The organism is Leucobacter denitrificans (assembly GCF_014396385.1).
GTDB lineage: Bacteria > Actinomycetota > Actinomycetes > Actinomycetales > Microbacteriaceae > Leucobacter > Leucobacter denitrificans.
In genome coordinates, this window is sequence record NZ_CP060716.1 from 1,775,446 (window position 1) to 1,797,149 (window position 21,704).

Below are 21,704 nucleotides of genomic sequence, written 5' to 3' on the forward strand. Positions count from 1 at the left end.
GCAGTAGGGGCCGTCGGCTTATCCACAAGCCCTGAGAATTTGGCCCGCGTTCACTGTCACCACTTAGGATGGAGACCATGCCTGTAGTTGCCCTGTTCGTCATCGCGCGACCCAGTCTCGTCTGCCGAGATGATGGCTGAACGGCAGCAGCAGAGCCCTCCACGAGTACCAGGGTTTGACTATGTGCGCCCGCTGGGTTCCGGCGGTTTCGCGCAGGTGTACCACTATGAGCAAGACATGCCGCGACGGGTCGTTGCAGTCAAGGTCTTGAGCGCGGGCAGCGGCACGCAAGAGACCGAACGGCTTCGAGAGGTCTTCGAGGGTGAAGCCGACGTGATGGCGAGGCTTTCAAGCCACCCCTCTATCGTCACTATTTACCAGGCGAGCATTTCGCTCGATGGCGCACCGTACATCGCTATGGAGTATTGCCCCGCATCGATGGGGTCGTTGACCAAGGGCAGACCAGCGGCGCTCGCTGATGTGCTCGACGCGGGCGTGCGCATTGCGGGCGCACTCGAAACCGCGCACCGGGCAGGCGTGCTTCACAGAGACATCAAGCCTTCGAACGTGCTGCTCACCACCATCGGCAAGCCGGTGCTCGCAGACTTCGGCATTGCCTACGTGACGAAGCGAGGCCAGGTTGAAGAGGCCGAGGTCGCGATGTCGATTCCGTGGTCTGCGCCCGAGGTCTTGCAGATGCGCGTGAGCGGATCAGTGCCGAGCGAGGTGTGGTCGCTCGGCGCAACACTGTACTCATTTGCTGCCGGGCACTCACCATTCGAGCTGCCTGACCGCCGTCAAAACTCCAGGTCGAAGCTCACCGAACGCATTAACAAGGCCGTGTATCCACCGATCAAGGGTGCGCAGGGTTACGAAGCGTTCGACCGCGTGCTTGCGCGTGCGCTGAGCAAGAACCCCGAAGACCGATTTACCTCGATGGCCGAATTCGGGGAGGCGCTGCAGCAGCTGCAGCGCGGGTACGGGTTCGATGTGACACCGCTCGAGATCGTTGCAGAGGCATGGTTGCCCCGCACCGAATCGGTAGCTGCGGGCACGAGAGGCCCCGTGATTTCGAGCGTCGGTCGAAAGACTCGTGCTGATGCAAGGGCAGAGGCTCGTGGCGATCAGTTCGCGCAGCTTCGCGGTACCGACAAAGACGGTTTGATTCTCGATCGCAAAGGCACTTCGCCTCTTCGCGCAGGTCTCATCGGCGCCGGAATCGCTATTGCAGGCATCGCCGCGGTGGGCGCTGTGATTTGGGCACTGATTGGAGCGACCCCGTGAGTGCGTCTATAGACGAACGGCGGTCTCAGGCGAAACGTCGCTGGGCCAAAGCTCGCGGCTGGATCGCGGGTGGCGCGGTCACGGCACTCGTCGTCACTATCGCCATTATTTCGAGTGGCTTCGACGCGCAAGAGGTCGAGCGCAAGGAACCCAATGTTTGGGTCACTCGAGAAGCTGGTCAATACGCGCGTGTAAACACCGAGACCGGCGAGATCGATACGGTTCGCAAGGTCGTGGAACCGAGCGGTGTGCTCCAAATTGGTTCTGAGAGCGTGGTGCTTGCGAATGGTAACGGCAACGCGTGGCCAGTAAACGCGGCAAAGCCCGAAGACTTTGTCGAGTCGGCGGGATCGGCGGGTGCCGCACCCGAGAATGAGTCGGATGCGACTGCCGAGACCGTCAGCCAGTCTTCTGAGGCGACAGAGGCTGTGCGTATGCCAGATGGCACGCGCGACGTGATCACCGCCGGAAATTCGGTGCTTCTTCGCACCGAAGACGGGGCAGTGTTCGTTGGCACAATTGCCGAGACCGGTGCAGTGGGCGGCAACCCCGACCTGGCCTGGCGACTCCAGGCGATGGAACAAATTGATCCACTCGCTGATGAGGCGGCCGAGGCACGAGCTGCGGCAGAAGCGGAGTCAGAGGCAACCGACACCGAAGCAGCAGAGACCGAAGTGCTCGGCTTTCGGGCGTCAGCAATTGCGCTCGCCCCGAACGGCATCGCGGCAATGTACTCGGCGACCGATGGCACGATCTGGCGGTACGACACGGTGCGCAGCGAGTTCGTGGGCGACGCGATCGAAGTACCCGAGGCCGCTGCGCAGCTTGAATCAGCGCAGCTCGCACTCGTGGCGGGCGACTGGGTACTGCTTGACGGAGAAACCGGCGCACTCTGGCGCGAGGGCGGCGAATCAGTCACACTCGAACTCGAGGGAGCTGGCGTATTGCAAGCGAGTGGCGAGGGCGATGGGCCCGGAGCCGGTGGGGGCAGCGCTGCGTTAGTTGCAGATATCTCTGGCCTGTGGCGAGTTTCGCAGCAGGGCAACGCCGAGCGCATCGCCGAGGCAGAGGGCACGCCCTCGCAGCCTCGCTCGGTTGGCGGCGTTCGTTTTGCAGCGTGGATCGGGCAGAGCGATGGAACACTCTGGAGTTCCGAAAGCGACACTCGTGTGCTCGAGTTCGACGCTTCGGCCACCGACCTTGGTGAGGTCAACCCAGTGGTTTACACCAATGGTGATCGTGCGGTGCTCGGCGAGACACGCACGGGAATGCTGTGGACACTGCCGGAGGGCAACCTCATTCCGCTCTCACAGTGGACAATCTCGGACCCGCCGAAAGAAGACCAGGGAACCGTCGTTGTCGAAGAGGTGACGACCGAGGTAGCCCCGACCGCTGTAAACGACGAGTTTGGTGTGCGAGCGGGAGAGCCCGCTCCGCTCCCCGTGCTCCTCAACGACTTCGACGCGAATAAACGCGACGTGCTCACGATCGTGCCTGACTCGCTCGGCGAGAACGCGTTGCCAGAAGAGTTTGGCGTCATTGAGCTTGCTCCTGATGGACAATCGCTCATGATCCGCCCGAATGCAGACGCGAGTGGCACTGCAAGTTTTACCTATCGCCTGACTGACGGTGGGCTCACATCGGCCCCCGCAACCGTTACCGTTTCGGCCGTAGATGAAGAGCGGAACACCGCACCAGCATGGTGCCCGGTTGACGGTTGCCAGCGAACTTGGGCAGTGCCACCACTCACGCCGGGCGGCACGCTCGTCTATCCGATTCTTGAGGGGTGGGTCGACCCCGAGGGCGACCCCATGTTGCTCACCGCGGTCGAGACGCTGAGGCCAGAAGATCCCGCAACCGCCCTCGTGACCGCCGACGGTCGCCTCGCCGTTCGCCACACTGATGTGAACGCTGGTGCTTCCGAGGTCATGCTTCGGCTCACCGTGCGTGACGGCAAGAGTGCTGAGCACAAGCGTGACCTGCAGATTTCGGTGCAACCGGGGGCCGCTGCCGAGTTCTCGCCGATGGCGAGCACGATTGAGGTTGGTTCGCCAACGAGACTCACTCCGCTCGATCGTGTGGCCGGTGGATCGGGGTCGTTCCAACTCGTCGACGTGAACTTGCAGAGCGGCACGGATCGAGTGAAGGCAAACGCGAAGACCTCGAACAACAGCATCGAGGTCACGGCTTCAGCCGCGGGTGAGGCGATGCTTTCGGTTGGGCTCCGCGACACGGTCACAGGTGCCGAATTCTCCGGGCTCATTCGCGTAACCGCGAATCCAAGCTCTGCGCCACTCACTCTTCCGCCGCTCAGGGCATTCGTCAGACCGCTCTCGGATACGACGGTTGAGATTCTCGACGCAATTCCTGGCTCATCATCGAGGGCGCTATCGGTGCAGTCGGCGACCGTGGTTGACGGTGAACTTCGGGCCGACGTGATCGAGCATGCGAGGGTGCGCGTCGCCGGAAGCACGAGCGACGGTGCGGCCGGCCGTATTGGTTCGATCGATGTGACGGTGGCCGAGGGATCGGTAGGCGCTCAGGGCCGATTGACCGTGTTCCAGGTTGACGAGAACAGCGCCGCGGGCGCCATCGCGGTCGCAGACTCAGCGACGGTTCGTGCGGGGTCCGTCGTCGATATTCGAGTGCTCGACAACGACGTTGCGGCTCCCGGTGAGCGACTCATTTTGCACCCACAGGTGACGGGATCGGGAACGAGCGGCGAGCTCGCATTCGCGTCTGGAAGCACCCTGCGCTACCTCGCGCCAAAGCAACCGGGCACGTACCGACTTAGCTACACAACCTACGGTGCGTCGAACCCCGCCGCTGGCGACGTGGGTACGGTCACGGTAACCGTACTCCCGAGTGGTGCGAACCAAGATCCACAACCGGCGACGGTGACCACTCGCGTTGCCGCGGGCGAACAGAGCCAGGTGCAGGTGCCGCTCTCTGGCGTCGACCCAGACGGCGACCGGGTGCGGCTCATTGGAGTCAACCCCATTGATACGCCACAACTCTCTGCGAGCATTGCCGCGTCGGGCACCGCGATTGCGGTAGCGGCATCTCCACAGGCAGAACCAGGGCTCACGACCGTCAATTACACCGTGCGCGACGGTCAGGGTGGATCGGCAGAGGGCCAGCTCCGCATCATCGTGACAGCCGCGAACAATGACGCCGGAGCACCGATCGCCTCGAGCGATTACGTGCGCATCGCTGTGGGAGCAGAAGAACCCGTCGTCGTACGCCCGCTCGATAACGACATTGACCCGGCGAATGGTCAACTTGAGATTCTCGAGATTGTGCCGAATGTTCCGGGAGGTCAGGCTCACCCGGACTATGCGCGACTGCTCGACCGGCTTGACATCTCGAAGCTGAAGCGCGGTCTCATCTCGATCACCCCGGGCGATGAGCTCGGAACGGTGTCGTACCGATACACGGTGCAGTCGTCAGAGACGTCGAGCACCGCAGACGGCCTGCTACTCGTGCAGACCTCTGAACGCGTGGGGGCGCAGGCGCCTACCGTGACTGACACCGTGCTCAATGTGCGCGAGCGCTCCGAGCTCTCGGCAGGCGGAGTTGACGTCATCACAGACAAGATTCGGTGGAGCGCGGGAGACCCCGCTGCACTCGACCTTTCTCTGTGGGGCGGCAACAACGACGGGTACCGCGTGAGCGGCAACAACATTGTGGGCGAATACAACCCCAATGGTGACCTAGTCGCGTTCAAGCTTGCTGGAATCGATGCGTCGGGTGCAGAGGTCACCAGTTACGGGTTCCTCATCATTCCACCTCTCGATGAGCTTCGAGTCACCCTCAAACCTGGGCTCTCCCCACTGTCGGTCGACGAGAACAAATCGGTGTCAGCAAAGGTTCGCTCACTGCTCGATCTCACGCAGTCAGACCGAGTCGAAGTTTCGCAAGAACGTTTCCCGGTCGGTCGATCGAACGCGACGTGTGAGGCAGTTTCCGCTGAAGAGATCCGGTACACCGCCGGGGCAGAAGGGCCGTGGGAGGACACGTGCCTCATCAGTGTTCGACTCGTTGGCCAGAAGAACTGGACCCAACTCCCGGTCGCAGTGATAGTCGTGCCCCGAGCACCGGTTGTTCAACTCGGCGCACTCACGCGCACGGTTGCCCCCGGCACCTCAGAGACCATTGACCTTCTCGACATGGTCAACTGGCAGGGCAACCGTGAGGGCGATGTATCGAAGCTCGCATTCTCGGTCACAGGCGGTGGATCGCTCTTCGAGCGCAGCCAGTCAGGCTCGAGTCTCACCGTCACCGCTCGCGCGGATGGAGTGCCTGGCAGCCAAGACGGCCTCACGGTTTCGGTGACGGGTGAGGGGCAGTCGCAGGCACCGCTCACGCTGCGCATTGGCGAGGCTCCGAAGGATCAGCCGCGAGGCGGCACCGTGAATCTCACCTGTACTGTCGGCTCAAGCTGTGGCACAGACGTTATCGGTGCGCCAGGGGAGTACGATCCGTTCGCTGGGAAGACAGGTGGTGGGCTCACGCTCGACACCGTGAATTCGACCGGGTGCTCATATGGCACGGTGTCGAAGGCGAGCGACCGCGGCGTAACGGTCGCCTGGCCAGACAACCGCGGACCGGGCGGCAAGTGCACCGTCGGATACACGGTGCGCGATGCCCAAGATCGCGTAGGCTCGGGCAGCATCGAGTTCGACGCTCAGGGCGTACCTCGCGCACCCGCGAGCCTGACTCCGCAGAGCTACAGCGGCAACAGCATCACCTTCGTCGTAGAACTTGGCGCGGCGCAGAGCGCCCACCCGTCGCTGACCGGAGTCGAAGTGACCGGCGCAGGATCGAGTACGTGTAGTCCCGCGGGTCCAGCGAGCTATCAGTGCGTTGTGTCGGGACTTGAGAATGGATCGCAGCACCAGTTCGTTGCTAGAGCGATCAACGCCGTTGGCAAGTCGGATCCGTCGTCTCCCGCGACCGCCTGGGCGTATAAGACCCCGAATCCGCCCACGATTTCGAACCTGCGGTCAGTTCCAGGCAACGAAGTGACGCAGTCTCAGGGCGTTATTGAGTTCGACCTCGCTGGCGAACATGATGTCGCGGGATACCGAGTCTCGGTTGGCGGGGTTACGCAAGAATTCTCTGGTCGAAACGTACATGGCAAGTTGACGGTGCCAATTGGCGGCCAGAACTTTTCAGTCGTTTCGCTGAGCAAGCATCAGCCACCAAAGGGTCTTCCAGGTGAAGGCCGTGCGGCAAACGAGACCGTAAACGTTGCAGGTAAGCCTGTCGCGGGATCGCTCATAATCGAATCGCCAGATCGCAACACGCTCACCGCGCAAATGTCTGGAGCCAACAGCAGTTTCAGTACCAATGAGCTGCGATACAGCTATCAGATCAAGCGCAACGGGTTCCCCGACGCCTGCCCAACGGACTACAACTCCTACGGAATGGCCAAGGTCACATTCAGCGAATTGAGGAACTACAATCAGCACAACATTCGCGCGTGTGTACATAACGGCTACGGCTTCGATGAGGTCTCGGGATTCGGTTATCCAGGCCTCACCGGTGGTGGCACAGTGCCGGTACCGAGCGGCCAGCTTTCATTCTCGATCGGCACTGCAGCACCAACCCCTCCGGTAACTCAGGGAAGCTATCTTGTAACCTCCGAGGCGTCCCCGGTTGCCGATGAGGGTGCTGTGCTTCAGTATGAAACGGGGGGCGTGATTTCAAGCTCCTTCACGCACTCTCAAGACAGTGCGGCCGATATTCGAGTGCGGCAGTGTTTTGATACCAGTGACGAGACCAGCTGTTCTGCATGGCACACTCTTACGTGGACAGGCGCTCCCACGGTTGTCAGTGCTCAACTCACTGGCGCGTGTGTGCCCGAGGGCAATGCGGCGGTAGACGTCGTGAACATCTCGTCGGCTGCAGCACCATTCGCTTCGGTAGTAGGCAACGAAGCGACCGGTGAACTAAAGATCACCTGGGGCGGCAGCTTCAGCGCACTCGCACCACTCGTGCTGCAGGGCACCGGATGTAACCCACCGCCAGAGCCTGAACCAGAACCCGAGCCGACGCCGTAGCGCTTGGCGCGAGGCGATCCACAACTTACCCACCCACCGCAACTTGCGAAGGAAACCATGACGACCGAAACCACCACCACTCAAGAAGTGTCACAGGCGATCACTGCGGAGCAGGCGCAGTGGGTCGCGCAGGTGTTCAGCGCGAGTGCCGGAGCCATTGAGCAGGTCATTCACGGCAAGCGTCGCGTCATCGAGCTCGTGCTCGCGAGTGCGCTCGCCGGAGGGCACGTGCTGCTCGAAGATGTTCCCGGTACAGGCAAGACCGCGCTCGCCCGCGCAATCGGCCAGGTGATCCAGGGCACGTCATCGCGCATTCAGTTCACTCCCGATCTGCTGCCCGGCGATGTCACCGGCATCTCGGTGTTCGACCAGCGCGCCGGCGTCTTTGAGTTTCACGCCGGGCCAATCTTCGCGAACGTCGTGCTCGCCGACGAGATCAACCGTGCAAGTCCGAAGACGCAGTCGGCGCTGCTCGAGGTTATGGAAGAGGGGCACGTCACGGTCGACGGCAAAACCCATGACGCGGGTTCGCCGTTCCTTGTGATCGCAACGCAGAACCCAGTAGAGCAGGCGGGCACCTACCGGCTGCCCGAAGCGCAACTTGATCGCTTCATGATCAAGACGTCAATCGGCTACCCCGATGACACGGCAATGGCACGCATCCTTCAGGGGGAGCGCGGCCCGGCGACCGTCATTAAGCCTGTGGTCACGACCGAGATGATCACCCAGGCACAAGAACTCGTGCAGCGTGTGCACGTGAGCCCAATTGTCGCCGACTATGCCGTACGCATCGTTGAGGCGACCAGGCGCGCAACAGACGTGCGACTCGGCGCGAGCGTGCGTGGAGCACTCGCGCTCGTGAAGCTTGCGAGTGCTTGGGCCGCCGCGAACGCGCGGCACTACGTGATTCCAGATGACATTCGCGACCTCGCCCTCGCAACGCTCGCGCACCGAATCGTGCTCGAGCCAGAGGCAGAGTTCGACGGCGTCACCGCGATCGATGTCGTCGGGCGTATCCTCCTCGACATCCCTGTGCCGCAGGAGAATGGCACCGCGTGAACACCGAAAGCTCCTCCCGCGCCCCCGATTGGGGTACGGGTACAGGAAGCCGCACGTATGGAACGACGCGATGGGGCGATACTGGGTCGACCAGTAAAGTCAGCACGCAGCGCCGCAAGGTGCGTCGTTGGTGGCGGCGAAACCGGCGTCGGGTGCAGCGCACGTGGCGCCGATCCACACAAACGATCACACCGACCGGCTGGTTCGTGCTCGCATTCACCCTGCTCGCAATCGTGCTCGGCGCATCACTCGGATGGATCGAAGCCTGGTTTGTAGCGATCGCCGGAGTGGTGCTGCTGCTCATCGCGCTCCCGTTTCTTATCGGCAACCGTGCGTACCTCATTAGGCTCAGCATCGACCGCCTGCGCGTCGTCGTTGGCGGCGGCGTGCACCTGAGCATCGATATTGAGAACGCTGGCGTTCGCCCGGCGCTACCTGCAACCGCTGAGTTGCCGGTCGGTGATTCCCTCCGTGAGATTGCGGTGCCGTTCATTGGGGGCCGCGGCGAGGTTTCGATCCCGCTCACCATCGCAGCGGATCAGCGGGGCGTCGTCGAGGTTGGGCCCATAACGCTCGCGAGACGCGATCCACTAAGTCTTCTGCGTCGCGAGGTGACCTGGCGCGACCGGCACCTCGTGCACGTGCACCCGCAGACCGTTGCGCTTCCGCCAGGGTCGGCGGGTTTGGTGCGCGACCTCGAGGGTGCTGCAAGTCGCCGGCTTACCGATTCCGACCTGTCGTTCCATGCCGTGCGCGAATACGTGCACGGTGACGCGCTCAGGCATGTGCACTGGAAGTCGACGGCGAAAACGGGCACCCTCATGGTGCGCCAGTACGAAGAGTCGCAGACCGCGAGAACTGCGGTGCTCTTCGATGCGAACCGTGCCGAGTACGGGAGTGATGAAGAGTTTGAGCTCGGTGTGAGCGTCGCTGCATCGCTCGCACTGCAGGCGGTGCGCGAGGGCAGGGAGCGGTACATTGCTTCGGCCTGGAACCCCGGCCGCATGCGGGCGAGCATCGACGGACTCGAAGAGATACCGTCGGATACGACGCAGCAGTTGCTTGATGGCTGGGCAGAACTCGAGGCTGCCGAAGAGGCCAGGCCGATCGAAGCGCTCGCGCGTGCGCTCGCCGATTCAAGGCGACCGCTCTCAGTCGTGACCCTTGTCACGGGGTCGAACGTCGACCCGAACCGACTCCGCCGCGCGGCCGTCGCATTCCCGCCAGATGTTGCGGTCATCGCGATCCGCTGTGAACAGCTCGCCGACCCAGCCGCGCACTTCATCGACAGCACCTGGATGCTCACGATTGGGCAGCTCGGCGATCTTCCGCAACTGCAAATGCGCAGGGGCAAAGCATGAGCGCCGCACGCAAGGCGAGACCAGGCCAACCGTTTCGACCCGTACTGACTCTTGCATCGATAGCGATCACGCTGATCATCGCTGTATTCGGCGTGCTGTCTGCAATGCCGATCTACGAGACCGGCAGGTTGTGGATCGCGGCAGGGAGCAGCGCGGCACTCGCGGCTGTTCTTGTCTGGCTGGGAGCCCGTTTCCGCTGGGGCGCACTCACGCTGGTCGCGCTCGCCGTCGGGTTCGCGCTCATGCTCGTGCCTCTCGGCGTGCCGAGCGCGCTCGCGCAGGGACCGGCAGGTTGGCTCAATGGCCTCGGAGACGGCCTTGCCGCTGTAGCGCTCGGGTGGAAGCAACTGCTCACACTTTCGCTCCCAGTCGGCACGTACCAGACCGTTCTCGTGCCCTTTGTGACCGTCGTGTACGTCTCGGTTGCAGCAGCGGTCGCGCTGACGCTCAGGGGTGGTCGCTCAGTCCCCGCAGCGGCGCTGTTTATCGTGGCACCGGTGGTGTTTGGCACTGTCTTTGGGTCGTCGGCAATCAGCGAGCCGCTCTCGCTCGGGTGGATCACCGTTCGTGCCCCGCGCGAACTCGGTGTGTGGCTCGGTGCGTTTGGGTTCGCGGTTGCCTGGGTTGCCTGGTCATCTGGGCGTGAGCGACGAGCCGCCCTTAAGCGTGGCCGTCTCGCAGATGCGTCTCTGTCTACCGGCGCCGTGCAACTCCCGGGAGCGCCCACGGCGCGATCAGGCAGAAGTGCAGTGCGCCGCAACATGCTGGTTCGCGGAGGCATTGCTACGGTGACGGTGGTCGCTGCGCTTGCGTTGGCTTTTGTAGTTGCCCCGGTCGCGACCGGTGAGACCCGCACGGTTCCGCGCGACCGCATCGATCCCGAACTTGTGGTGCGTGAGGGTGTGAGCCCGCTCGCGTCGTATCGCTCGTGGAAGCGGGACGCGACGCTCAAAGAACCACTCTTCACGGTATCGAGTGAAGACGGAACGCTTCCGTCACGATTGCGCATTGCAGTGCTTGCGGGATTCGACGGCGTTGACTTCACCGTGGGCGACCCACAGCAGGTGGGCCGTTTCACGAGATTCCCGAGCGGTGGTCAGATTGACGACCCGCAGCGGGTCACCGTGCAGATCGAGGCGGGGTACTCGAAGGCTTGGGTGCCGATTGCCGCGCCGCTCGCCGCGCCACCCGTGTTCACGGGTTCGCGAGCCGCTGATCTCAGCGACAGCTTCTACCTCAACCGCGATGCTGGCAGTGCCGTTGCTGTGCCGACCGCCTCGGGCCTGCGAGAGGGTGACGGATATCGTGCGACGATGAGCGCAGCACCCGATGCGTCGCTTGGCGGCGGGCCTGTGTCAGAGAACCCGCTCATCGATCTCGACACCATGCCACAACTCGCAAGGTGGCTCGAACTTCAGGAACTGCCAGCGACCGATGACGGACTACTCGAAGCGATCGAGCGGCTCCGGGAGCGGGGTTACCTCAGCCACTCACTCACTGAGGGTGAGGGCGAAGGTCTCTGGTTGAGTGAACTTGGCGAAGATCAGGTGCGCTTCGTTTCGAGCCCTGGCGGGCACTCTCAGGCACGCATTGAAGACCTATTTGCACAGCTCATCGAGCAGCAGGTTGCGGCTGGCGAGGGTGCCGATCAGTCTATGCTCGTCGCGGGTATCGGAGACGACGAGCAGTTCGCTGCCGCGTCGGCACTTCTCGCGAGAGCGATGGGGTATGAATCGCGGGTTGTCGTCGGTGTGAGACTTGGTGGCGAGGCGGCGGGTGTGCCGGGTATTCCCGCATGCTCCGAGGTGTGCGCAGGTATCAATGTCGCTGCGTGGATCGAGGTGCGCGGGGCCGACGGGGTGTGGGCGCCAATCGATGTATCGCCGCAGACCGATATCGCGCCAACGATGCTGCAGAAGGGTGAGCAGCTTCCCGAGTTCCCGACGCAGCCCGAAGAGCAAGACGCAACCGAGGCTGACCAGCCTGTGGGCATGAGCAACCAGGAGGGTGGCGATCCCGGAAATGACGAGGAGGACCGCCTGAGCGCACTGTGGCCGATGCTGCGAATCGCTGGTCTGCTGCTGCTCGCAGTGCTGCTCATTGCGATGCTCGCGCTATTCATTCCAGTCGTGAAGCGCATCAGAACAAAGCAGCGCCGCTCGCATCCGTCACCCGAGGTGCGAGCCCTCGGTGCTTGGGATGAGCTGCTCGACACCTACCGTGATTCGGGCGCCGTGTTGCCCCGCATTGGCGGCAGAGACGCGAGCATGCGAGCGCTTGGTATCGCGGGCGGCGACTGGATCGCATGGACGACGGACCAGGCGGTGTACTCTCGAGAGGGAATCACGGTTGAAACCGCGACAGCACTTTGGGGAGTGGTCGACGCGAAAATTGCAGAGCGACGCAAGACCCAGAGTTTCTGGTCGAGACTCGCGAGCCGATTCTCACTGGCATCGTTCGGCGGAATCTTCACAAGAAAGAAGCACGGCGCAACGCGCGGCCGTGGCGCAAGGGGGACAGTGCGATGATGCAAGGCGTGCAGCTTGAGGCGGCCGTCGTGAGCGATGTCGGCCGCAAGCGCCAGGTAAATGAAGACACTGCGCTCGCGCTGTCACCTGCCTTTATCGTTGCCGACGGCATGGGTGGGCACGAAGCGGGCGATCTTGCGAGCCAGGCCGCGGTCGCCGCATTTTCTGAGCGGATCGCACCAGGGAGGCCCTCAACGGTGGTTGAGGTCTCAGAAGCACTCGACGCTTCACGCATCGCGGTTGCGCACGTCGCAGAGGGTCGCGCGCACGGAGCCGGATGCACGTTTACTGGCGCAGTGCTCGTCGAAAACGAGGGCGAGCTGAACTGGCTCGTTGTGAACATCGGGGATTCGCGCGTGTACCTGCATCGTGGCGCAGAGCTGCAGCAGGTCACCGTTGATCACTCGCTTCGCGACGAAGTGGGCCCGGCGGCAGACGGCACGCGGGTTCCGCGCAACGTGATAACTCGGGCGCTGGGGTCGGCCGATACGACCGCGGACTCGTGGCTGCTGCCTGTCGAAACAGGTGCGCGGCTGCTTATCTGTTCTGACGGACTCACCACCGAAATTGACGGTGAGGAATTGCGGGCGACCCTCACGATGGGTGGCCGAGCTGAGTCGGTAGCTGCAGAGCTCGTGCGTCGGGCGAACGAGGCTGGCGGCCGCGACAACATCACCGTTGTCGTCGTTGACATTCTGGCCGGAGGCCTTGCGTGGCACCTCGGTCCCGAACGATCCACCATCGGCGAGACGTACGACGATGACACACTCACCGCGACTGTACCGCGGCGCAGGCCACCCGTGTTGGGAGGTGCGACGAGTTGAACCCTGACAAACAAAGCGGCGATCCCCGCAAGGATCAACCTGACGAGGACGCGTCCGAGGCAGAGATCGCGCCCGAAGAAGAGTTCGACGACGCAACGGTAGTCGCGACTCACGACGACGCCACTGTGGTGGTGACGCACGAAGAGTTTTCTGACAGAACCGTAGCTGTATCAACGGGCGATGCTCGCTCAGGCAGCGAACCGCTCCACAAAACGGTCGTTGCGAGCGGCGTGCAAACCGATTCGGGGGTTCCGAGCGGGCCGGTCGTCGACGGGGTTGAGATCCCGCCGAGCCTCGCGAAGTTGCTCTTCAAGCGGCCGCTCGATCCGAAGCGCAGGGCGCCCGAATCACCGTTCCCCAAGAAACAGTCATCGCTGCCGCGCGGCGGGGTGCGTCCAGATATTCCGGTGATTTATGGGGCGCGGCCTGAAGAACTCGTGCCGCAGAATGAGGGCACAGATTTCGCACGGTGGATCGGCCCACCCCCTGCAAGCTACGCGCTCGATCCAGTCGACCGCGACACATTGCCCTCGACAGCGCGGGTGAATCGCCGCTTTTCGCGCATCGCAATGTACGGCGGGGTCGGCGTCATCGTTGTCACGTTGTGCGGCCTGTGGTGGATCGTGGGAGAACTCTTTTAGAATTGAGCGGGCGGAACCACTGGGGAACTGCCTTGAAGACTGTATACGGTACAAAGACGAGGAATACATGAACAGCGACATTGCGTACCCGGGTGTTGGGGGAGCCGTCTTCGCGATGGTCGGTATCTGGTCGGTCGTTGTGATCGCGTTGTACGTCTGGTACCTGTGGTCGCTTGCGCGCCTCTTTCCCTACCTTGATTTGCCGAAGGCTCATGGGTGGATCCCGGTCTGGAACCAGTGGAGGTTGATAGATCGTGGTGGCCTCCCAGGTTGGATGGTGCTGCTCGGCCTCATTCCCGGCCTGGGCATTGTCGTGCTCATTGTGTCGATCATTGCGATCCACCGCATTAATAGCGAGCACAACGAGGGTGCCGGAATGACGGTCTTGGGGCATTCATACCGCCACTGTGGGCGACGCTGCTCGGTACCCGTCTGCGCGATCGCGGGTATGGATCTACGTCTGGCGGAGGCAACGCTCAGGGCGCACCTGGCGCCTTCGCGGGTCGCGGTCTCGTCGAGTACGGCCCGAATGGGCAGGTATATCCGCTACTCAACACGAACGGTGGGCAGGTGCCGGTGCAGCCAATGCAGCAGGCACCTCACGCGGCTCAGGCTCCCCAATCCCCGATGTCGCCGCAACCGCAACAACCGGCCGGGCAGGGCTTTGCTATGCCGCCGGTTCCCACAATGTCTCCCGCACCGAACGCCGCTCAGCCCCAAATGCCACCGGCGCCCGCAATGCCGCCCGCACCTGGCGCGCCTGCTCAACAGCAGCCAAATACGCCAGTGGCGCCTCCTGCCGATAAGCAGTGGAGCCTGAGTAAGACAGTCGATAGCAACTTCGAGCGTCTCGCGAACGAAGAGAATCCCGCGATGGATCGACTGTTCGCAGCGAACGAGAATGCTCGCCCGTTCTCGTGGCCCGAGCCGCAGCCTCACGGACAGGTGCCGCCAGCGCCTCCGGTAGCGCAGCCTGCACCCGCGCAGCCTCCAGCGCTGCAGCCCCCTGCAGCCCAACCGCCGGTAGCTCAGCCACCGGCGGCAAAGCCGCCGCTCCCAGCGTTCATGCCACCTGCGCCGCCAGTTCAGAACGGAGCGCCGCCAGCGGCAGCCCCAGCGGCTCCTGCCAACCCAGCGGCCCCAGCGGCCCCCGCAGCTACTCCCGTGTCTCCAGAGCAGCCCGTAACTCCCGCAGTTGTGCCTGGTACTCCGGCCGCAAACGCAACACCCGAAGCTCCAGCGCGACACGCGGTTCCAAGTGCCAAGCAGGGTCCGCCCACGGTTCCGACATACGCTCCACCCATCCCGAAGCCTGCAGCAGCCCCTGCCTCGGTCGCACATGACCCCTCAGAGGACGAGCTCGATCGCACGGTAGTGGTCTCACGCAAGGCGGCTTGGGTCATCGAGTTGCCTGACGGGCGCGAGCTTGACCTCCCCGGTGATGATGTCGTTATCGGGCGCAGGCCCACCGCGGTCGGCGAATCAGACGTACTTGTGGTTCCTGATCCGACCCGCACACTCTCAAAATCACACGCGCGACTTCGCCGCACCAGCGACGCTTGGACAATCGAAGATCTCAACTCGACGAACGGCGTTTTTGTGTTCGACGATGCGGGCGTGCAGATCGAGGTCGAGCCTGGTACCCAGAGGCTCGCGAGTGAGCATCTCATCGTCGGCACGCTCGAGGTACGGTTGCGCCGCGCAGCGTAAACTGCTGCCGCTGCATAACGAAAGCGAAGAAACATCGGTTGTCCAGCAATTTGAGTAACATCGCGGAAACACTTCGACGACTCTAAGCCAACTGATGGGTTTGAGACGTATGCTGACCGAGTGAGAACGATTAGTTACAACTTGCGCAAGCATCGTGCTGTGGGGGAACTCGCACATCTTGTCAAGAAGCACAACGCTGAACTGCTGTGCCTACAAGAGGCGAAGTCTGCGGGACTCCCGGCCCACATTGGGCCGCTCAAACTTGTGCACGCGACCGAGAAGAACCGTCTCGGCCTCGCGATGTATGTGCACTCTGACCGTTTCAAGGTGAAGTCAGCACACACGTTTGAGTTGAAGAAGTCGCTCCACGACAAGATGCTCGCTCCAGCACACGAGCGTTTGCTTGGTGCTCGTCTCCACGACCACGAGACCGAGACCGACTTCATTGCGGCATCGTTCCACGCGGCACCCCTCACAGCGCCAAACTCGCTCAGGCGAACCCAGATCAACTCGGCGATTAGCGAGCTGCGCGGCCTGGGGTCGGGACTCCCCACGATCATGGTGGGCGACTACAACTACCCAATGTTTCAGAAGAGTCTCGCGAAGAAGATGCAAGACGAGGGCTTTCAGCTGAAGCGTAGCGACAAGAGCACCTACAACCGATACTTCTTCTTCCGCGGCCACTACGACTTCGTAACCTCGACCGGGTTTAAGGTCTCGCAGGTGAGCACCCTCGACCGCGGCAGCTCCGATCACATGCCGATCATGGTGACCGCTGCGCACGCCCCAAAGATCAATGAGGCGCGCGCGGCCTAAAGGCCAGACAAGAGACTAGGCCTCGCTCGTCTCTTTCGCCTCGTTCGCGTGCTTCGCGCACCGCACCGCCGGGCTGTCCTGTCGAACATCGGCGGTCGCCGCATTGAAGCGGTGCAACCCTTCACGAAGCTGATCTAGCTCATCTTCAGACCAGTTAGCGAAGCGCTCGCGGTATGAGTTCGCCCACTGCTCGCGAATGCGACCAAAGATTTTCTGTGCTTTATCGCTCGCCGTGAGCAGTTGCACGCGGCGATCCTCAGGCGCTTCCACCGATTCGACGAGCTCGAGCTCTCTCATCTTGGCCACCTGGCGGCTCACGATTGACTTGTCCATTTCAAGCATCTGGCCGATACCTGTTGCCGTGAGTGGACCCTTGCGCACGATGATCTGCAGCACCATCATGCCAACCGGGCCGAGTTCGATGTCGACCTCTTCTGCGTAGCGTGCCCAACGCGTGCGCGAGAACGCCATCACCTCGGTGAACTCGGTGATGATCGCGGCGATCGTGTCGCCGTCGTTCGTCTGGTTTTCCCCCATGCTCATGACACTAGCGGTCCGTGGGGGTGCCCGGTGATCGATTCGGCAACACAATGGGGCCGGTGAAGTCGACGAGTACGCGCTGCTCTGGAGCTTCTGCTGCCGTGAGTTCGTCGAGTTCAGCATCGAGGTCGGTCCCGGCGCCGATTCCCGCCACATCGTCGCTCTCGGCGGCCTTGCGCAGTTCATGCAGGCGCTCAGCATTGCTCTTGGTGCTCAGCGGGATGTTCGGGATGAAAATGATTGCGATGAGTGCAATCAGCGCCGCCGGTGACACGTACAGGAAGATGTTGCCGATCGCGTGACCGTATGCAGACTCTACGGCATCGCGAAGTGGGGCCGAGAGATCCGCAATTTTGGGAATCTGCCCACCCGCAAGCGCCTCAGCGCCCTTGAGTTCTTTCGGCGAGAGCTTCGCGAGCGCCTCGTTCATGTACTCCATGACCTGGGTGGCGAGCAGCGCGCCCATGACCGAAATGCCGGCGGTTCCGCCGACCGTGCGGAAGAAGGTGACGGCTGCGCTCGAGGTGCCCATCTCGGTTGGCTCGACCGTGTTCTGCACGACGAGAACGAGATTCTGCATCGTAAGGCCGACGCCGACGCCGAGGATAGCGAGCCCGACACCGATGTACCAGTAGCTGGTGTCGTATCGCATCCATCCAAGCATGAAGATGCCGACGAAGAGTGAGATCGCGCCGCTCACCATGTAACGCTTCCACTTGCCGGTGCGCGTGATGATTTGGCCGACCACAGTCGATGAGACGAGCACGCCCGCCATCATTGGCAGCGACAGCAGGCTCGCCTCGATGACTGAGCGGCCGCGCGCGAGCTGCATGTACTGGCCGATGTAGACCATCGTCGCCATCATCGCGAGGCCGACGGTGACGCTCGCGATCGATGACATGGTGAACGTACGGTTCTTGAAGAGTGTCATTGGGATCAGTGGCTCTTCGACTTTGAGCTCGACAAAGACTGCGATGACGAGCGCAACGACGCCGCCGCCCGCCATGAGGAACGACTGCCACGAGAGCCACTCGAAGTTCGTGCCAGCGAGCGTCACCCAAATGAGAATGCTTGAGAAGCCGAGCGAGATGAGGGCGGTGCCCCAGTAGTCGATCTTAATCTTGCGCTTGAGCGTCGGCAGGCGCAGTGTGCGCTGCAGCATGATGATTGCGACGAGCGCGATCGGGGCTGCGACGTAGAAGTTCCAGCGCCATCCGACGGTATCGGTGAGTAGACCGCCGAGGAGGGGGCCACCCACAGTCGCGACTGCCATGATCGCACCGAGGATGCCCATGTACTTGCCACGCTCGAGTGGGCTTACAATCTCGGCGAGGATGATCTGTGCGAGCGCACCGAGGCCACCTACACCGATGCCCTGGAATACGCGGCAGGTGATGAGCCACGATGGATCTTGCGCAAAACCAGCCGCAGCCGAAGCCAGGATGAAGATGACGATCGCGACCTGCAGTAGCATCTTCTTGCTTGTGAGGTCTGCGAGCTTGCCCCAAATCGGCGTAGCGATAGCGCTCGCGAGCATGGTTGCCGTCACCACCCAGGTGAATGCGGTCTGTGTTCCGCCGATGTCAGCGATGATGATGGGCATCGAGGTGCCGACGACATTCATCGCGAGCATAGAAACGAAGTTCGCGAGAAACAGGCCTGCGAGGGCAAGGTTCAGTGCGCGACCGACAAGTGGTGCGCCGCTGGCTGGTGCCGATGGGGTGGTGAGAGAGCTCCGGCTCATTCGGTGGTGGGATCCTTACGATAGTTGATGACGGTCAACTATATAGGTTTAGTTGATCAATGTCAACTAATGCGGATCCCGCGACACTAGGACCGGTCTGACCTACTTCACGTCGCTCGTGCGCTGCGCTCGCTGCGAGAAGTAGACCGGGATAAGCGAAAGCAGAATCATCACAGTCGCAACCACGTTCACCTGATTGACTTCGTTCGGCCGCGCCATCTGATTCATGATCCACAATGGCAATGTCTCAACACCCGGCGGGGCCGTAAAGATCGTCACCACGATCTCGTCAAATGACAGCGCGAAGGCCAGGAGGCCGCCCGCGATAAACGCCGAGCGAAATTGCGGAAAGGTGATGAGCCGGAATGTCTGCCCAATACCGGCACCAAGGTCTGCCGAAGCCTCTTCGAGGTTCGGGTTCATGCGGCGCAGACGCGCGATCACGTTGTTGAATACCATGACCACACAGAATGTGGCGTGCGCGATTATCATGCCCCAGTAGCCAACATTGATTCCCATCGGCTTGAGTACTTGGTAGTACGTATTGGATAGAGCCACGCCGGTTACGATGCCGGGCAGGGTGATCGGAAGCACGATGAGCAGATTCACCGTGTGCTGACCAAAGAAGTTAAAGCGTTGCAGCGCGAACGCCGCGAGTGTGCCGAGCACCAGCGCAAAAGCGGTTGCTACGGAGGCGACAATCACCGAGTTGAGCACGGCGGCGTGCACCGCTGGGTTGACGAGCGCCTTCTCCCACCACTCGAGCGAGAACCCGGCAATCGGCCACCCCGATACTCGCCCCGAGTTGAATGAGTTCGAGATGATGACGAACATCGGAATGTACATGAACCCGAGCACCACAAGCGTGACGATGCTGAGAATGATCTTGGTTCCGCGATTCAGGCGAAGCATGACGTAACTCCTGGGTTCAGACTTACAGGTTGTTGAGCGCACCGGTGCGGCGCACGGCAGCGAGATAGGCGATCACGAGCACGATTGGCACGAACGAGAATGCAGCAGCGAGCGGTGGGTTCAGGTTGATGTTCTGTGCGATGATGCTGCCGATCATCTGTGTTGATCCACCGACGTACATCGCGGCAATGAAGTCACCGAGGCTCAGCGAGAACGTGAACACTGAACCGGCGATGAGTGAGGGCAGCAAGAGCGGTGTGACTACGGTGCGGATCGTACGGAAACCGCGCGCCCCGAGGTCGGATGAAGCGTCGAAGAGGTTCGCGGGTATTTGGGAGATCGCGGAGTAGACCGGAATAGCCATGTACGGGAACCAGAGGTACACCAGCGTGAAAATCACCGTAAGTACACCGAGACCGGGTCCGTGAATTCCCAGCGGCTCGAGGGCCCAGTTAAAGAATCCGTTTTCTGTCCAAACCAGGCGCATACCGATGATCTTCACGAGATACCCCGCCCAGAGGGGCAGCGTCACGAGAATTGCGAGCACGGCGCGTAGTTTTGGTCCGGCGACCTGCGACATGAAGACCGCGAGTGGAATCGAGAACAGTGCGCAGATGAGGGTGACTGCAAGCGCAATGCCGAGGGTGCGCAGCGCGGTCATGGCGTACGCGGGCACTGTGATGAGTTGAGTGAAGTTTTCGAGCGTGAAGCCTGGCTTCACGCGTGAGGTAAATGGGTCGGTCGTCCAAAATGCCGTAATGAGCATGATGGCGAGCGACAAGATGTACACGCCGACAAGCCAGACCATCGGCAGAGTGAGAAGTGACGCGAGGCGTCCCTTCGGGTGCCGATAGAGTGCCGTCGAAATTGGCCTCGGTGCGCGTTCGCGAACGGTCTGCGTACTCACGGTGTTCCTTGCTGACGTGGTGAATGAGGGTGGGTGTGGATCGGGCGGGAGGTCTCTTACCTCCCGCCCGCATCACACGGCGCGGCAGCCTTTGAAGCTAGCCCTTTACGGTCGCCCAGGCGTTGGTCCAGTCCTGGTAGTTTGTGCACTGAATATCGGTGCGGCCGTCGAGGCACTGATCAATTGGGGTGGTCCAGAACCACACCTGCTCGAAGTACTCCTCGTCGGTTGCGTTGTAGTAGTCGCAGTGTTCCTTGGCCTCGTCGCTCATCTCACAGAATGCGGCGTTGGCAGGTGCCATGCCGAAGTTCATTGCGATAGCTCCGTTAACGTCTGGCTGGCTGGTGTAGTCCATCCATGCGTAGGCGCAGTTCGGGCTCTCTGATTCTGCCGCGAGCATCCAAGCATCCGACCAGCCGGTCGAACCCTCTTGTGGCAAGACGCTCTTGAATTTCTCGTCCTGCGTGGCCTTGCGCAGCACCTCCCACGAGGTACCAACGACCGAGTTGCCGCCAGTGAACGAGGTGACGTTCGTGGCGGGTGACCAGTACTCAGACACCATCTCGTTCTGCTGCTTGAGCAGGTCGGTGGCGGCAGCGAGTTGCTCCTGGTCGAGCGCGTACGGGTTCTCAATGCCGAGATCTGGCTCGTGGTGCATGAGGTAGATCGCAGCGTCGGCGATGTAGATCGGGCTGTCGTAGGCCGCAATCTTGCCGGCGTAGGGGCTGTCAGCCTCCCACACGACGTCCCAACTTGTGGGCTCATCAGTGACGACTTCGCTGTTGTATTCAAGGATGTTTGCGCCGCGGCCGATTGGGATACCGTAGACGTTGCCGTTCAGGGTGTCATAGAGCTGACCCTTCATGCCTGACACAATGTCGTCACCGAAGTTCGGGATGAGCTCGGTGTTGAGTGGCTGCACATTGCCGTCGACGATGAGTCGGAGGCTCGCGTCGCCCGAGGCCGAGACGAGGTCGTACTCACCCGTGCGCATGAGCTGCACAGCCTCATCGCTGGTCGCGAAGATCTTGCGGTTAACGGTGCAGCCGGTGTCTGCGGTGAACTGATCAGCCCAAGCTGGCTCGACGAAGCCCGACCAGGCGAGAATGTTCACCTCGTTCTCGAAATCGCCGAGCTCCTCGATCATGGGAACCTCGGGCACGTCGATCTTCAATGTGCCGTCGTCTGAGACGGATGCCCCACCGTCACCGCTTGCGCAGCCGGTGAGAGCGAGGCCGAGTGCCGCCGCCATAGCGAGTGGCACTGCGAGCATCTTCTTATTCATCATTACTCCTTCGGATGATGGATTTGGT

Annotated in this window: 14 protein-coding genes; 9 read left to right on the forward strand and 5 right to left on the reverse strand. The window is 62.0% G+C overall.

Translation table 11 applies throughout. The annotated features are described in order from the left end of the window. Positions 1-129 precede the first annotated feature (129 nt). The 9 genes from H9L06_RS08605 (at position 130) to H9L06_RS08645 (ending at position 16,288) form a co-directional block, all read left to right on the forward strand. Positions 130-1,284: a serine/threonine-protein kinase gene (locus tag H9L06_RS08605; RefSeq protein ID WP_343069237.1), complete on the forward strand. Its 1,155-nt coding sequence runs from the start codon at positions 130-132 to the stop codon at positions 1,282-1,284. Next, entirely contained in the window at positions 1,281-7,349 is a 6,069-nt protein-coding gene (locus H9L06_RS08610) for an Ig-like domain-containing protein (protein WP_246454341.1), read from the forward strand. Before H9L06_RS08605 ends, H9L06_RS08610 begins: the two co-directional genes overlap by 4 nt. A gap of 57 nt (positions 7,350-7,406) precedes the next feature. Beyond that, the gene (locus tag H9L06_RS08615) at positions 7,407-8,408 is read left to right on the forward strand and encodes an AAA family ATPase (protein WP_187554799.1); all 1,002 of its coding nucleotides are present in this window, start codon (positions 7,407-7,409) and stop codon (positions 8,406-8,408) included. Then, on the forward strand, positions 8,405-9,769 hold the full coding sequence (locus H9L06_RS08620) for a DUF58 domain-containing protein (RefSeq protein ID WP_187554800.1): 1,365 nt from the start codon (positions 8,405-8,407) through the stop codon (positions 9,767-9,769). The genes H9L06_RS08615 and H9L06_RS08620 overlap by 4 nt, the downstream gene beginning before the upstream one ends. Further along, complete coding sequence (locus H9L06_RS08625) at positions 9,766-12,297, forward strand: transglutaminase domain-containing protein (RefSeq protein WP_187554801.1); 2,532 nt, start codon at positions 9,766-9,768, stop codon at positions 12,295-12,297. Before H9L06_RS08620 ends, H9L06_RS08625 begins: the two co-directional genes overlap by 4 nt. After that, positions 12,294-13,121: a PP2C family protein-serine/threonine phosphatase gene (locus H9L06_RS08630; protein ID WP_187554802.1), complete on the forward strand. Its 828-nt coding sequence runs from the start codon at positions 12,294-12,296 to the stop codon at positions 13,119-13,121. Before H9L06_RS08625 ends, H9L06_RS08630 begins: the two co-directional genes overlap by 4 nt. Beyond that, on the forward strand, positions 13,118-13,762 hold the full coding sequence (locus tag H9L06_RS08635) for a hypothetical protein (protein WP_187554803.1): 645 nt from the start codon (positions 13,118-13,120) through the stop codon (positions 13,760-13,762). Before H9L06_RS08630 ends, H9L06_RS08635 begins: the two co-directional genes overlap by 4 nt. Positions 13,763-14,332: 570 nt before the next feature. Next, positions 14,333-15,472, forward strand: a complete 1,140-nt coding sequence (locus H9L06_RS11620; protein ID WP_223165184.1) for an FHA domain-containing protein — start codon at positions 14,333-14,335, stop codon at positions 15,470-15,472. Positions 15,473-15,592: 120 nt separating this feature from the next. Then, a complete protein-coding gene (locus tag H9L06_RS08645; RefSeq protein ID WP_187554804.1) occupies positions 15,593-16,288 on the forward strand; it encodes an endonuclease/exonuclease/phosphatase family protein in 696 nt (231 codons plus the stop codon). A 15-nt stretch (positions 16,289-16,303) separates the two neighbouring features. Here the strand turns inward: H9L06_RS08645 and H9L06_RS08650 are convergent, their stop codons facing one another. From H9L06_RS08650 to H9L06_RS08670, 5 genes are all read right to left on the reverse strand, one after another. Then, on the reverse strand, positions 16,304-16,825 hold the full coding sequence (locus tag H9L06_RS08650) for a MarR family winged helix-turn-helix transcriptional regulator (RefSeq protein ID WP_246454343.1): 522 nt from the start codon (positions 16,823-16,825) through the stop codon (positions 16,304-16,306). Between the two features lie 10 nt (positions 16,826-16,835). Continuing rightward, positions 16,836-18,572, reverse strand: a complete 1,737-nt coding sequence (locus tag H9L06_RS08655; RefSeq protein ID WP_187554806.1) for a DHA2 family efflux MFS transporter permease subunit — start codon at positions 18,570-18,572, stop codon at positions 16,836-16,838. Between the two features lie 102 nt (positions 18,573-18,674). Next, positions 18,675-19,484, reverse strand: a complete 810-nt coding sequence (locus H9L06_RS08660) for an ABC transporter permease (RefSeq protein WP_187554807.1) — start codon at positions 19,482-19,484, stop codon at positions 18,675-18,677. Positions 19,485-19,506: 22 nt separating this feature from the next. After that, positions 19,507-20,391 carry an ABC transporter permease gene (locus H9L06_RS08665; RefSeq protein WP_187554808.1) on the reverse strand — a complete coding sequence of 295 codons (885 nt, stop codon included), beginning with the start codon at positions 20,389-20,391 and terminating at the stop codon, positions 19,507-19,509. Positions 20,392-20,488: 97 nt separating this feature from the next. Continuing rightward, positions 20,489-21,676: an ABC transporter substrate-binding protein gene (locus H9L06_RS08670; RefSeq protein ID WP_187556448.1), complete on the reverse strand. Its 1,188-nt coding sequence runs from the start codon at positions 21,674-21,676 to the stop codon at positions 20,489-20,491. Positions 21,677-21,704: the final 28 nt, after the last annotated feature.

Bases quoted from the DNA above. Each gene is read 5' to 3' on its own strand.
- H9L06_RS08605 (WP_343069237.1), top strand. From the start codon at position 130: ATGATGGCTGAACGGCAGCAGCAGAGCCCTCCACGAGTACCAGGGTTT.
- H9L06_RS08615 (WP_187554799.1), top strand. From the start codon at position 7,407: ATGACGACCGAAACCACCACCACTCAAGAAGTGTCACAGGCGATCACT.
- H9L06_RS08625 (WP_187554801.1), top strand. From the start codon at position 9,766: ATGAGCGCCGCACGCAAGGCGAGACCAGGCCAACCGTTTCGACCCGTA.
- H9L06_RS08630 (WP_187554802.1), top strand. From the start codon at position 12,294: ATGATGCAAGGCGTGCAGCTTGAGGCGGCCGTCGTGAGCGATGTCGGC.
- H9L06_RS08650 (WP_246454343.1), bottom strand. From the start codon at position 16,825: ATGGGGGAAAACCAGACGAACGACGGCGACACGATCGCCGCGATCATC.
- H9L06_RS08655 (WP_187554806.1), bottom strand. From the start codon at position 18,572: ATGAGCCGGAGCTCTCTCACCACCCCATCGGCACCAGCCAGCGGCGCA.
- H9L06_RS08660 (WP_187554807.1), bottom strand. From the start codon at position 19,484: ATGCTTCGCCTGAATCGCGGAACCAAGATCATTCTCAGCATCGTCACG.
- H9L06_RS08670 (WP_187556448.1), bottom strand. From the start codon at position 21,676: ATGAATAAGAAGATGCTCGCAGTGCCACTCGCTATGGCGGCGGCACTC.